Source organism: Serratia sp. Sp408 (assembly GCF_057180665.1).
In genome coordinates this window covers 544475-557774 of record NZ_JBXUFT010000001.1, presented here as the reverse complement: position 1 = coordinate 557774, position 13300 = coordinate 544475, and the positions used below count along the sequence as shown (strand labels likewise).

Below are 13300 nucleotides of genomic sequence, written 5' to 3'. Positions count from 1 at the left end.
ACGCTCAACCCATGCATCGCAAGGTGCGCCTCATCAGACGGGTGTGCGGCCGTGACGAGCGGGTTTATCGGCAACCAAAGGCTACGCCATGGTGACTGATGCCAGCATCGGCATCGGCAGGTGATTGCCATTGCCTGGCCGCTGCAGTTTTGCTGACCAACGGCTGGCCGGATTAGCGGCATGGTAATTGCTTGTTAAATAAATCCGTCGGCGGGCTATGATTACTCGGAGAATAACTCAGAGGGATGTTCAGAGAACTGATTGTAATATTTGATAAAGCGTTGTTAACTATTATTAACATTCGCTCAGCGCCAGACAGCGGTAAAATTACAAATAATTAAAATACAAACAGTTAGATATAATCCTTTTTATCTTACTCCTGTTAAAAGTAATTTAACAATGGATTAAACCGATTTAATCCATCGCTTTTTTCATCCAGCAAAATGCGCAGTCACTGCTATAATTACTCCCGTAGCAAATTAGGACAACGACTAATCAAGAGGATATCTGATATGAGCACCGCTAAACTGGTTAAAACGAAATCTTCTGACCTACTTTACACGCGCAATGACATGGATGAAAAAACCAAACTGGAGGCCATCAAAGCCCTGAATCATCAGGTAGTCCAGTTTATCGACCTGTCGTTGATCACTAAGCAGGCTCACTGGAACATGCGTGGCGCCAACTTTATCGCCGTGCATGAAATGCTCGACGGTTTCCGTACCGCCATTATCGACCACCAGGATACCTTTGCCGAGCGCGTGGTGCAGTTGGGCGGCGTAGCACTGGGTACCGTGCAGGTGGTTAATGACAAAACGCCGTTAAAAAGCTACCCAACCAATATTCACAGCGTGCAGGAACACCTGAAGGCGCTGGCGGATCGCTACGGCGCCGTAGCCAACGACATTCGCCAAGCGATTGGCGAAGTGACCGATGAAGATACTGCAGACATGTTCACCGCTGCCTCACGCGATCTGGACAAGTTCCTGTGGTTTATCGAATCCAATATTGAATAACCGCGATAGGGTTGTTTGGCACACATCCTGCGTGTTGTAGGGTGACAGAACAGGTTGCGGCTGATGCCCAACCTGTTTTTTCGTTTCGCGTCAACGCGCAAACCGATAACGCCCCTAATATCCGGCGTAAGCGAGGTGAGCATGGCAAGTGGATGGGCAGCAGATGGCGCAGTTCAGGATCAGATAGATTCGACCGTCGACGATGCCGTACAGCGAGCGCGGGGAGCGCTGGGCCACGGCGAAAGCGCACAATATTGTCATGAATGCGGCGAAGCCATCCCGCAGGCACGTCGCGACGCATTGCAAGGCGTACGCTATTGTCTGGCCTGCCAGAACGCGCTGGATAAACAGCACGCGGCAGCCAGTCTGTACAACCGGCGCGGTAGCAAAGATAGCCAGTTGCGCTAGTTTCCCCGTTGTCCCAGCCGGGCCTGATCGTTAGCGCTCGACCGCCCTTTCCTGCCTGAATGCCAATCCCATCGGCACGGGTTGCACCTGTTTGTGCCGTATCGCACCGCTAAAGTTAGAGTTAGTTATCAGTATTGATGCATAATTGTTAATTATCGGTTGTTTCCCAGCCATAAATTGGTTAATCATAACCAAATGCACCATCCAGGCTCGCAGAGCACCATTTCAGGGCCTCCTTTTGGTGCATTACCTTAAAAATTGGCCAATTCGGCACAACATCACATCACAACCCCTTGTTTTTATAATAATTGCAACTATGGCACGAATATTTCATGGCATGTATGCAATAACAAAATGGGTAAACCGCAACCTGTACAGGAAATTCCTCTTATGAAGTCAATTTTTAACGTCTCGCTGGCCGCACTGTCGCTGGCCTTTGCAGTAAGTTCCCACGCAGCAGATAAATTGGTGGTCGCCACCGATACCGCTTTCGTCCCATTTGAATTCAAACAGGGCAACCAGTACGTCGGTTTCGATATCGATCTGTGGGCCGCCATCGCCAAAGAGCTGAAGCTGGACTACACCCTGAAACCCATGGATTTTGGCGGCATTATCCCGGCCCTGCAGACCAAGAATATCGATCTGGCGCTGGCCGGCATCACCATCACCGACGAACGTAAAAAAGCCATCGACTTCTCGGACGGCTACTACAAGAGCGGCCTGCTGGTGATGGTCAATGCCAACAATAACGACGTGAAGAGCGTCAAGGATCTGGACGGCAAAGTGGTGGCGGTGAAGAGCGGCACCGGTTCGGTGGACTACGTTAAACAAAACGTGAAAACCAAGGATCTGCGCCAATTCCCGAACATCGACAATGCCTATATGGAACTTGGCACCCAGCGCGCTGACGCCGTGGTTCACGATACGCCAAACATTCTGTACTTCATCAAAACCGCTGGCGCCGGCAAGTTCAAGACGGTAGGCGATTCGCTGGAAGCACAGCAGTACGGCATCGCGTTCCCGAAAGGCAGCGATCTGCGTGAAAAAGTGAACGGCGCGCTGAAAACCCTGCGCGAAAATGGCACCTATAACGAAATTTACAAAAAATGGTTCGGCACCGAGCCGAAGTAATCGTAATGGCTTTAGGCAGTTAACGTATCAAACGCGGGGGCGCCGCACGGCCCCTGCGCTTTGCCGTATCTGATACCCAGATTTGGGATCACCGGGAGAAAATACCATGCAGTTCGACTGGAGTGCCATCTGGCCCGCCATCCCCATTCTGTTAGAAGGCGCCAAAATGACCCTGTGGATTTCGGTCCTCGGTCTGATTGGCGGCTTGATCATCGGCCTGGTTGCCGGGTTCGCACGCACCTACGGCGGTTGGATCGCCAACCATATCGCACTGGCCTTTATCGAAGTGATTCGCGGTACGCCAATTGTGGTGCAGGTGATGTTTATCTACTTCGCCTTGCCAATGGCATTCAGCGATTTACGCATCGACCCGTTCACCGCGGCGGTGGTGACCATCATGATCAACTCCGGGGCCTATATTGCGGAAATCACCCGCGGGGCAGTGCTGTCGATTCACAGCGGCTTCCGTGAAGCCGGGCTGGCGCTGGGCCTGTCGCGCCGGGAAACCATCCGCTACGTCGTGATGCCGCTGGCTCTGCGCCGCATGCTGCCCCCACTCGGTAACCAGTGGATTATCAGCATCAAGGATACCTCGCTGTTTATCGTTATCGGCGTGGCAGAACTGACCCGGCAGGGGCAGGAAATCATCGCCGGCAACTTCCGTGCGCTGGAAATCTGGAGCGCGGTCGCGGTTATCTATCTGATTATCACCCTGGTGCTGAGCTTTGTTCTGCGTCGTCTGGAAAGAAGGATGAAAATCCTGTGATTGAATTTAAAAACGTCTCCAAGCACTTCGGTAAAACCCAGGTGCTGCATGATATCGATCTGAAGATCAATCAGGGCGAAGTGGTGGTGATTATCGGGCCTTCCGGCTCGGGAAAATCTACCCTGCTGCGCTGTATCAACAAACTGGAAGAGATCACCAGCGGCGATCTGATCGTCGACGGGTTGAAAGTCAACGATCCCAAGGTCGACGAACGACTGATCCGCCAGGAAGCCGGCATGGTGTTCCAGCAGTTTTATCTGTTCCCACACCTGACCGCTTTGGAAAACGTCGCCTTCGGCCCGATTCGCGTGCGTGGTTTGAAGAAAGCCGACGCCGAAAAGCTGGCGCGCGAGCTGCTGGCGAAAGTCGGGTTGGCGGAGCGTGCGCACCACTATCCGTCCGAGCTGTCCGGCGGCCAGCAGCAGCGCGTCGCCATCGCGCGGGCGCTGGCGGTCAAACCGAAAATGATGCTGTTTGATGAGCCGACCTCGGCGCTCGATCCGGAACTGCGTCACGAAGTATTGAAAGTGATGCAGGATCTGGCGGAAGAAGGCATGACCATGGTGATCGTCACCCACGAAGTCGGCTTCGCCGAAAAAGTCGCCTCACGTCTGATCTTTATCGATAAAGGGCGTATCGCACAAGATGGCGATCCGCATACCCTGATCAACACCCCGCCAAGCCCGCGTTTGCAGGAGTTCCTGCAACACGTTTCCTGACGCGGGCCCTGCTCTGCCACGGCGGCCTTTGCTGGCCGCCGTTCATCCCACCCGGCGTATTGCTGGCGGCGCCGTCAGGACAACGTCTCCTCCTGCTTCACCGTTCTAAACGTCTGCATCAGCCTGACCACATCCTGCATGCCCACGTTCACCTGCTGGATTACCTGACCGGCATCCTGGGTCAACGCCACGCCGCCGCCGGCCTGTTCGACGCAGGTGGTCATGCCGGCTATCGCCGCGGCGACCCCCTGTTGAATCGATTTTGTCATACCTTCGATTTCAACCGCGGCCTTGCGAGACTGCTCCGCCAGCACGCGGACTTCATTGGCTACCACCGCAAAGCCGCGTCCATGCTCACCGGCATGCGCCGCTTCAATCGACGCGTTGATCGCCAACAGGTTGGTTTGCGCGGCAATCTTGCGCATCGCCGCGACAATGCCGTCAATCTGTTGCGAATAGTCACCCAGATCGCTCACCACCCGTGACGTCTGGCGGGCGGCCTGTTCCACCTGTTGCATGCCGTTGACCGCCTGCTGAACGATGGTCGCTCCTTGTGCCGCGCTTTTATCGGTCGCCAGCGACAGATGGTGTACATCGCGAACCAGAGCCTCTTCCTGTTGCTGCTGTATCATCAGTCGCGTGATGTCCTGGGCAATCTTCACCACCTTGATCACCCGCCCCTGCTCATCAAGTATCGGGTTGTAGCTCGCTTCCAGCCAGACCCGCTCACCACGGCGATTAAGCCGCTCAAAGCGACCGGTAATAAATTCGCCATCCGCCAGGCGCTGCCAATGCTGCTGATATTGCGCCGAGGCGGCCAGCTCTGCCGAACACAGCACGCTGTGTGCCTGGCCGCGCGCCTCTTCAAGATGGTAGCCCATCAGCGTCAGCATGTTGTCATTGGCATCCACAATCACTCCCTGCGGGGTAAAGGTGATGATCGCCATCGAACGATCCAATGCCGCCAGCAAGCTGCGCTGCTGTTGTGCCTGCACTAGGCGGTCGGTAACGTCGCAGGCCAGCTTGACTATCGCCGACACGTTCCCTCGACGGTTAATAACCGGGGTATAGGTAGCTTGCAGCCAGAGCAGCTCGCCATTCTTGCGCCGCCGCTTAATATTATCCGTAATTGATTCACCCTGATTAAGCCGCTGCCAATGCTGGCGATAAGCGGCGCTGGCGGCGTATTGCTGGTCGCAGAATATACGGTGGTGTTGGCCGATGACGTCGCTACGTTCAAACCCCAGACATTGCAAAAATAGATCGTTGGCACGCAGCACGGTGCCATCGGGTTTAAATACGATCATCGCCACGGCATGTTCAATGGCGCGCAGCTCGCCGCGCCAGGGAATAGTTAACTGACTGAATCGTAACAGCATAAAGTGGGCATCCTTCTGACAGGTGATTTAACGTTCGGATATTTTTAATGCCGTACGTTTAGCCCACACTAACGCACTGCCGCTGGCGAGCAAACGCTCACCCGCCGTTATGTAACCGCAGAGAAATAATAAATAAAAGTAATTATTAAATTTAAAATAGTAATTTTTAATTGTGCAGAGAAAATAATGCTGATTTGAGAATAACGTAAAGCAGAAAAAAGAAAAGGGACCGACAAACTATTTATTTGCGCAGGCCGCGGCCGAGCCCTCCCTCCATTGCGCAGCCTGCGCCGCCGTGATGGCGCGCCCCGTCAACAGGTAACTGAGGGTCAGCGACATGATGCCGACAGCGCGCCGGCACCATGGTTACGGCTGGCGGGCTACGCCGCCAGATCGCTTGACGGGTCGGCAACGCCATTTATCGCCAACTGCTGCGGCGCATAGTGCAATCCATCAAGCAGCGCCTGGTGTTCCAGTCCCTGCAACATGATGACGCTGTCCGCCGCGTCCAGCGCCTGATTGTCATTGTTATCGACAATCAGGTAGCTGCTGCTTACCTCCCCCAGCACGCTGCTGATGCCCACTTTGGCGCTGAGCGCGCCGGGCTGCTCCAGATCCAGCAGTGCAGCCAACAGCGCGCTGGCACTGAGCGGTTGTTCACTCAATACACCAATCCGCGCTTCAATGTCCTGCGCGTCACTGACGCCATAATCCGTCAACGCGCTACCGCTTTGCGTCGAGAAACGCAGGTTGGATAAGGCATCGCTGATACTGCCGCTGGATAGCGAAAAATCGCGCAGCGTTACGCCGGATTCGGCGGTGCTGGATTGCAGAGAGAAACTGTTATTACCGCCGCCGCCGACGAGGGAGGTATCCCCGGCAACGCTGAACCGATCGTCGCCGTCGCCGCCCCTCACCAGCAATTGCTCCCCGTGCAGGCCAAGATCGGTCAATATCGGCGCCAGCGCCGCCTGCGCGCTATCGCTTAACGGTAGCAAGTCCAGCATTTGAATCAGCATACCGTCTCCGCTACCGCCGTCACTGGCTGTCAGATTGAGCGCATTACGATCGAACGCCGAGGCATCGACTAGCGCCAGATTGTCGTAGCCGTCAGACAGGTGCAGCGTCAGGGCAGCCTTGCCGTCGAGGATAATTTCCCGTACCTGCTGATTATCGCCCGCCAGCGTCAGCTCGCCGCTGCGCCAGGCCCCGGTGGTAATGGCAATCTGGCTAAGCGGATTGTCATCGCCGCTGCTGTTGAGCACCAGCGTACCGGCATTGTTGCCGCCGGAGAACAGCACCTCAAAGCGGTTGAGCGCGTTGGCCAGAAAATCGATCTGCAACAGACTGTCAGCCTGGTTGCCGACGCTGTCGATCTCCAGCTTACCGGCGGCTGCGCTGGCATTGATCACCTTGACGTTATCCGCCTTGCCCGACAGCAACAGTCCTGCACTGCCGAGATCCTCCGGCAGCGTATGCTGAATCACATAACCGCCACGGCTGCCTTCTGCCGTGGCATTGCCGGTCAACAAACCATAGTCGAACACATGGGCCTGGGTGGCCACGCTGTCGGTTTTGCTGCCGCTCCAGTTGATGCGTTGCAGCGTGGCCTCCGCCTGGCCGATGTAGCCGGCCATATCCAACTGCTCAAAATGGCGGAAATTGTCCACGTTACTGTCGATGGTGGTCACCCGTGCGCCCCACAGATCGATACTGGCGATCGATTTGACGATCAGATTGGCGGACAGCACGTCGCGCCCCGCGCCGCCGTCGGCGCTCAATTCAGCCCCGACCTGGTTGGCGCCGCCATCACCGTTGCCGGCCCACAGCAAGCGGTCATTACCGTTGTTGAGCAAGAAATTACCGCTCGCGTCGTTGAGCTGCGCCAGTGCGCTAATCTGTAGCGTATCGTCGCCGTAAGCGCCGTTAAGCGTGACATTGGCATTGTTGAGGATAATGTCGACGCCATAATTCACATACTGATTGTTATGCAGCGTAATATTGGCGGCGCTGCTGCCGTTGACGGTCAGCGACGACAGTTGATAGGCATAGCTGAGATCCACCGATACCGCCGCATCGGCGTCAAGAAAGACGCGGTACAGCACTGCGGTTTCCGCATCGCTCAAGCTATGGCCGCTGTGGCTGTTCACCGTGCCGTAGGCATTGCCACCGTCCTCGCTGGTGCTGAGCGAAGCGGTACTTTTATAGGTCAGGCTGTTGCCGATATCACGGGCGAACTGCCATTGCTCATGCTGCGTGACCGCATCGGGCGAGTCGGCGCCGCGCAGATCCTCCACCACCCGCTGTACGATCAGTGCCTGGTCATCTCCCAGCTCGCGGTACACCGCCAGTTGCTCGGCGTTCGCCGCACGCCCGTGCACGGCCTGATAGATATGCTGAATAAACGCGTCACCCTGCAAATCGCCGATCTGCTGCTGAAACTCCGGCGTCGCCAGCAATGCGCCAATCAACTGATGGTAGTTCATTTCGCCCGATGCCAGCGTGTTGCTCCAATGATCGAGCGAACCGGCATCAATTGCGCGTTCGGGCACCGCCAGGAAAACCGCGGCGACCTGCTCCTGATACAGACTGCCCGGCAGATCGTTCGGGAACAGCGCATCGTCAATCTGCTGTTCCAGCGTCTGCTGCTGCGCCAGCAGCGCCGGGTCATCGCCCAGATAATTAAACAGATCCATCACCACGCTGGCGACGGCGGCGTTAAAATGCCCCATTTCGAGCAAGGAATTAATGTAATCAGCATCGGCGGGTTGCTGGTAAATCGAGCTATAGACCGTGCTGAGAATGTCAAAATCACTTTGCCCGTTCATCCAGTCGGCGTCGGGTTGACTCATCAGAACCGTGGCAATATAGGCGGGCGGCAGGCTGCCAAGATCGTATTGGCTATCAAGCTGGTTGATTTCGGCCAGCGTCGGCTGTCGGCCATAAATGCCGATAATCAATGCGCCAACCTCTTTCTGCGTTGATAAAGAAGTCATGGGAACTCTCGCTATGTGAAGGGTAGCAACGCGGCGTCAGGCGCCGTGATCCTGTCTCCTGCGGCATAAACGGAGACGCTGCACACTGCTGGAAAGGCGTATTGTAGGTATGGATACAGTTAAGGAACCGTTAAGCATTCTGTCAACCAAACGGTGACAGCAAAAGACCAGTCTGGGAGTTGCCTCCCAGACTGGTTGATTAGCCCTGCGCTAGCGGGGCGTTTTGCCAGCGTTCGGCAGCCCAGGCTGCTTGCTGTTCAGCGTCGTGGAATGTCCAGGCGACGAAGCGGCTGATTTTCTGCCCCTGGGCCATTTCGATGGTACGAACCTGTTGGGCACCGGCCAGCTTCAGCGCGTGGTAAATCGACGGCAGCGTGGTGTTTTTTGAGATCAACGAAGTAAACCACAGGCAGTTTTTTGCCTTGGCGACGCTTTCTTCCACCATGCTGCGCACGAAGGCTTCTTCGCCGCCGTCACACCATAGTTCATTATTCTTGCCGCCAAAGTTCTGCACCGGTTTATCCGCCACGTTGCCCTTGCCCAATTTATGCAGCTTCAACCGGGTGCTGGCGCGTGCTTCCTGTTCGGAGGCGTGGAACGGCGGGTTGCACAGCGTGGCATCAAAACGCTCGGCAACGCCGATAATGCCGTCAAAAATGCGTGTCGGCTGTTTTTGTAACCGCAAGCGCACGCTGTTTTTCAACGTCGGATTCATCGCCACGATCATTTTGGCCGAGTTCAGCGAAACCGGATCGATTTCCGAACCGGTAAAACGCCAACCGTACTCACGCAGACCGACGATCGGATAAATGCAATTGGCGCCCACGCCAACGTCGAGGATCGCCACGCTCTTGCCGCGCGGGATCTCGCCGCCGTTGCTGGTCGCCAGCAGATCCGCCAGATGGTGCAGATAATCCGCACGCCCAGGGATCGGCGGACACAGGTAATCGGCAGGAATATCCCAATGCTCAATACCGTAAAAATGCTGTAATAGTGCGCGGTTAAGCATTTTCACCGCAGCCGGATCGGCAAAATCCACCGACTCATCGCCCCATTCGTTGGCTTTGACAAACGGCGCCAGCGCTGGACAACTGGCGATCAACGCCGGGAAGTCGTAGCGGGAACGGTGGCGGTTACGGGGATGCAGGCCTTTTTTCTGCTGCGGGAAGGTTTTCTTTTTTTGCACCTGACTGACTCTTGCTGGCGGGTTCTGGCGCATAAGATAACATATCCCCCGACCAAACTTGCAGCCTGTGACAAACCGGTCAGAATAAAAGCTTCGTTTACCAGGACAAGGGACGCTATGAGCAGTGAAACGCATTACTACTATGAGCCGGCCGCCGGGCATGGCTTGCCGCACGATCCGCTGAATGCCATCGTCGGGCCTCGGCCGATCGGCTGGATCTCGTCCGTCAGCGCCGCCGGACAACGCAATCTGGCGCCGTACAGTTTCTTTAACTGCTTCAACTATCGCCCGCCGATCATCGGCTTCGCCAGCTCTGGCTGGAAGGACAGCGTGGCGAACATCGTCGAAACCGGCGAATTCGTCTGGAACCTCGCCACCCGCCCGTTGGCGGAAGCAATGAACAACAGCTCGGCGTCGCTACCGCGCGACGGGGATGAGTTTGCCTTTGCCGGCGTCACGCCGCTGCCGGGTCGCAAGGTCGCGGTCGATCGGGTGGCGGAAAGCCCGGTCCACTTTGAATGCCGACTGAGCCAGTGCATCCAGTTGCAAACGGCGGCCGGCGAGCAGGTGGAAACCTGGCTGGTGCTGGGGGAAGTAGTGGCGGTGCATATCGATCGCACGTTGCTGGATCAACATGGCCTGTATCAAACCGCCGCTGCCCAGCCGATTCTGCGCGCCGGTGGGCCGACGGCGTATTACGCTATTTCTGAGCAGCAGCGTTTCGATCTGGTGCGACCGGACGCGCGTAAATAACCCTGGCGCCGGGGCCGGCCGGCGGCAAACGACCTACAGCCGGGCGGCGATCGCGGCAGCAAAATCCTGGCACATCTTCTGGTCGCCGTCGGCGTTGTCCGCCAGCAGCACATCGCCGTCTACCACCCGAATGCGTGCTGCCAGGTCAAAGTCGGCTGCCGGTTGCGGACGCTGCGCCGCTGCCGCCATGGTTGCCTGCGCCGCCAGCCACGCCTGTTCTACCGTCTGGTTACAGGCCGCGGCCAGATAATCCGGGTTGAAGCCTTCACCGGTCAGGCTGCGCAAGGTGTCGTCATGGCTGACGCTATTGCCCGGCCGCCAATAGTGCTGCGCCAGATCGGGGCCTATCGCCGGGTTGTCGGTCAAATAGCCGTCGCGCTGCAAGAAGAACTGACGCGTCTGTTCTACCGCCATCAACGCCAGCAGGTAGCCCTGATAAGAGCAGGCCGATTCCAGCGACAGCAGGTGCGGTATCGCCAGCGTCGGTCGCGGGCTGCCGCTGATACCGAGGATTTTCTGTTCGGTGTCGCGCGCCAGCTGGGTAATCGCCTCTGGCGTCAGCTGTGCCTCATCCCATTGATACAGCGCCCATTCAAAATACGGCACCAGCAAAATATGGCGCTCGTTGAAAGCGCGCATCGGCTGACGTGCCTGAATGCTGGCCTTGATCAGCGCATCCGGCACCGTTTCACCGGCGGAATTTTTGGCATAACGTTTCAGCCAGTCTGCGTCATCCAGCAGGCTGTCGCAGAACATCGACTGTGTTTCGGCATAGGCCATCGAGGTTGGTGGGAACTCCTGCGAGAAACAGGGAGCGTTTTGACAGATATTGGCAAAGTGCGCCGCGTGCCCGCCCTCATGGAACAGGGTATTCAAGCCATGGGCGCCGCTACCGACCTGCCCCGGCTGCGCCAGACTGGTGAAATTGAGCCTGGCCGGCTGCCACTCGCCCTGCAGGAAAAACGGCGGCTGCGGGCCATGCATAAAGCCATTTTCATACTTGCCGGCGCGCACCAACAGATCGAGGTTCATTTGCGCGCCGCGAAAACCGATATGCAGCCGCTTGAAACTGTCGACCCAACGCGCCAACGACAGAGCGAACGGCAAATACGGATCCAGTTGGCGAGTAACATCGCCAGCGCTGGCAAAGCGCAGGTTCCACGGCTCCAGCGCCTGTGCGCCTTTCTCCGCCGCCAGCTGTTGCAGACTGCGCGCATTGGCGTCGCGGGTTTGCTGCTCGAAACGGTCAAGAATGGCGAACAGCTGCTCCGGCGTCATGCGTTCGGTCTTGTTCACCTTGTAATCAAAATAGTTGCGATAGCCCATCTGGCGCGCAAAGCGATTGCGCAGCCCGATCAGCGCCGGCAGGCCGTTATGCAGCAGCCACTGCTCCAGCTCGCGCAGCGCGGTTTGCGAACTGCGGCGATACTCTTCGTTCTGGTTGGTGGCCTGGTTGGTCAGCAGCTCGCCCAGCGACGCCGCCACCCGCTGCCCTTTGGCATTCAGGTGGGTTAACTGATGGCCTTTGCGGCGATCGTACAGATCGGCTTCGGCGGCAATGATCTGATCGAGCAACGCCTGCGCCTGCGGATCCTCAATCACGTTACAGTCAAAGAACCGCAGCCAGCCATTTAGCCCATGCTGCAACGCCAGGCGTTGCTGCGATGGCGGCAACGCCTCCAGTTCGGCCAGCAGTTGCCGAATCGCCGACAGACGGCGCGGCTCGGCGATAAAACGCTTATAGGCGCTTTCGGCAGCGGCAAAGCGTGCCGACACGTCTGCGGCGCCGACCCCCATATAGTTCTGCCAGAACAGATCTTCCTTGGTCTGGTGAACGCGCAAATAATCCTGGTTCAATTGATTGAAATAGTCGAGAGCCTGTTGCATAACCATCCTTCCGCTGCGCGATGAAAGCAATCAGTATAGCCGCCGGCAATCATGCCAGGCGTGCCAACCCCTGTTCGAACGTGTCGACTTCGCCACTGGCCAGCAGACAACAGGCCACCTGACGCGCCAAGGCGTCCGGAATAGCCACCTCGCCGGCCAGACAGCGTTCCATCCAGCGCGCGGTGGTTTCAGCATCTCTGGCCGCCGGCAGCTGCGGCGCAGCTTCCTGCGCCGGGCGTTCCAGCATAATCTGCTGCTCACCATTGACGATATAGTGGATCTGCGGGCAACGCAGCGGGTTGGCGTAGGCTTCGCCCTCGGTGCCATGCATCAACAAACCGCGGGCGCCTATCTGGCGGAAAAACGACGCCACGCGGCCCACGTATTCCGGGTGCGAAACGCTGGCGATGCGCAGCACGTCGGCATCGCCAAATGGCGTCGCCAGTTTGGCCAGCGTATGGGCGCTGTTGCGTACCCCCATGCGCCAGCGCAGGCTTAACTGGCGATCGAGCGCGGCGGACAACGCACCAACCGGCATAAACACCGGCTCGCCGCTCTCCAGCCGCTGCTGGGCATCGGCAGCATTTTCCGACCAGTCGATTCCCAACGCCTGGAAGATTTCGGCGCTGGTGACCCGCGTGCTGTCATCCAGCACGCCGTGCACCACCACCGGTAAGCCAACGCGCGCCAGTAGCAGCGCCAACAGTGGCGTCAGGTTGGCCTGCTTGCGCGCGCCGTTGTAGCTCGGCAACACCACCGGCATCGGCCGACCGTGCGGTTTTTGCAACCGCAGCACCTGCTGCTGCATCGCCTGGTAAAAGCCGAGCATTTCGGCTTCGGCCTCTCCTTTGATGCGCATGGCGATCAGCACGCCGCCCAGCTCCAGCTCCGGTACTTCGCCGGCCAGCATCGCCTGATAAAGCGCAAATGCCGTCGCTTGATCCAGATCGCGTGCGTGATTTTTGCCACGCCCTATTTCTTTGATAATTTTGGTGTAATCCATGCAGGCCTCCCCTGGTGCGTCTGTTTAGCATACCCTATCCGCGAGCGTGCTCAACC

11 protein-coding genes are annotated in these 13300 nt (G+C 57.3%); 6 read left to right on the top strand and 5 right to left on the bottom strand.

From position 1 onward, the window contains the following. Positions 1-512: 512 nt before the first annotated feature. From dps to glnQ, 5 genes are all read left to right on the top strand, one after another. Positions 513-1016, top strand: coding sequence for a DNA starvation/stationary phase protection protein Dps (dps, locus tag AC2AXP_RS02770; RefSeq protein WP_004965432.1), 504 nt, complete (start codon positions 513-515; stop codon positions 1014-1016). A 141-nt stretch (positions 1017-1157) separates the two neighbouring features. Then, the gene (locus AC2AXP_RS02765; RefSeq protein ID WP_039992323.1) at positions 1158-1424 is read left to right on the top strand and encodes a DksA/TraR family C4-type zinc finger protein; all 267 of its coding nucleotides are present in this window, start codon (positions 1158-1160) and stop codon (positions 1422-1424) included. 390 nt (positions 1425-1814) lie between these two features. Further along, entirely contained in the window at positions 1815-2555 is a 741-nt protein-coding gene (gene glnH, locus AC2AXP_RS02760) for a glutamine ABC transporter substrate-binding protein GlnH (protein ID WP_039992324.1), read from the top strand. Between the two features lie 106 nt (positions 2556-2661). After that, positions 2662-3321 carry a glutamine ABC transporter permease GlnP gene (gene glnP, locus AC2AXP_RS02755; protein WP_004965440.1) on the top strand — a complete coding sequence of 220 codons (660 nt, stop codon included), beginning with the start codon at positions 2662-2664 and terminating at the stop codon, positions 3319-3321. After that, positions 3318-4040: a glutamine ABC transporter ATP-binding protein GlnQ gene (glnQ, locus tag AC2AXP_RS02750; RefSeq protein ID WP_004965441.1), complete on the top strand. Its 723-nt coding sequence runs from the start codon at positions 3318-3320 to the stop codon at positions 4038-4040. Before glnP ends, glnQ begins: the two co-directional genes overlap by 4 nt. Positions 4041-4114: 74 nt before the next feature. On the opposite strand, the gene AC2AXP_RS02745 is transcribed toward glnQ, so the two are convergent. The 3 genes from AC2AXP_RS02745 to rlmF form a co-directional block, all read right to left on the bottom strand. Continuing rightward, positions 4115-5419, bottom strand: a complete 1305-nt coding sequence (locus AC2AXP_RS02745) for a methyl-accepting chemotaxis protein (protein WP_273867113.1) — start codon at positions 5417-5419, stop codon at positions 4115-4117. 380 nt (positions 5420-5799) lie between these two features. Next, the gene (locus tag AC2AXP_RS02740; protein ID WP_371901461.1) at positions 5800-8415 is read right to left on the bottom strand and encodes an autotransporter outer membrane beta-barrel domain-containing protein; all 2616 of its coding nucleotides are present in this window, start codon (positions 8413-8415) and stop codon (positions 5800-5802) included. A 199-nt stretch (positions 8416-8614) separates the two neighbouring features. Then, positions 8615-9601, bottom strand: a complete 987-nt coding sequence (gene rlmF / locus AC2AXP_RS02735; RefSeq protein WP_182646454.1) for a 23S rRNA (adenine(1618)-N(6))-methyltransferase RlmF — start codon at positions 9599-9601, stop codon at positions 8615-8617. Positions 9602-9718: 117 nt separating this feature from the next. Between rlmF and AC2AXP_RS02730 the strand changes: the two genes are divergently transcribed. Continuing rightward, complete coding sequence (locus tag AC2AXP_RS02730) at positions 9719-10354, top strand: flavin reductase family protein (RefSeq protein ID WP_004965449.1); 636 nt, start codon at positions 9719-9721, stop codon at positions 10352-10354. A 33-nt stretch (positions 10355-10387) separates the two neighbouring features. On the opposite strand, the gene AC2AXP_RS02725 is transcribed toward AC2AXP_RS02730, so the two are convergent. Beyond that, a complete protein-coding gene (locus AC2AXP_RS02725) occupies positions 10388-12241 on the bottom strand; it encodes a M3 family metallopeptidase (protein ID WP_039992325.1) in 1854 nt (617 codons plus the stop codon). 49 nt (positions 12242-12290) lie between these two features. Continuing rightward, a complete protein-coding gene (gene ybiB / locus AC2AXP_RS02720; RefSeq protein WP_004965454.1) occupies positions 12291-13244 on the bottom strand; it encodes a DNA-binding protein YbiB in 954 nt (317 codons plus the stop codon). Positions 13245-13300: the final 56 nt, after the last annotated feature.